The following is a 530-nucleotide window of genomic DNA, read 5'->3' as shown; positions in this document are numbered from 1 at the left end:
CTGGAAGAGTGCGGATAACTCCATGGTCCGGTTCACGACATAAGGTGTGAACAGTTCCGGTACAATGACATCGGATAATTTTGTTACTGGCATTTAATCACCTATTCCCTTTCTTATACGTTGATGGTTACTCCGGCTGCCGCAGCCAATACCTGTGCCTGAGCCGGATTTTCTCTCAGCAGCTTTCCCTGTTCGGTAAGGTTAAAGCTGTCTTTTGCAAATGGATTCTTTGCAGGGGGAGTTCCGCCTCCTGCTGGTCTATAGTCTGCCCCCGGCTCCGTCTTAAACAGATGGGGAGAGGACTCCTTCAGGGGCTTCACGATATCATCAATCCCGACCGGCTTCCCGTCCTTGTCGAAAGTGAACTTGTCCAGGCCTCCCTGCTTATAGATAATATAATCGGCATCAACCACACCTGCCTCTTTCAACTTATCCTTCAGGGCGTATTCTTTTACCGTGTTGGCCGAAGCGACCTCCAAGGCTGTCACCTTCTCCTTGTACTCCTTGACCTGCTTCTGAAGCTCCTCGTT

1 protein-coding gene is annotated in these 530 nt (G+C 50.2%); it reads right to left on the bottom strand.

Annotated elements, in window-relative coordinates; all coding sequences use genetic code 11:
• Positions 1 to 113 precede the first annotated feature (113 nt).
• Positions 114 to 530 (bottom strand): phage scaffolding protein (locus H8S75_RS32425; RefSeq protein WP_187024984.1); only part of this gene is annotated, 417 nt, incomplete at its 5' end.

This window comes from Hungatella hominis, from assembly GCF_014288005.1.
GTDB lineage: Bacteria > Bacillota > Clostridia > Lachnospirales > Lachnospiraceae > Hungatella > Hungatella effluvii.
Note: the sequence above shows the minus strand (reverse complement) of the source record. Positions and strands in the feature narration are given on the sequence as shown.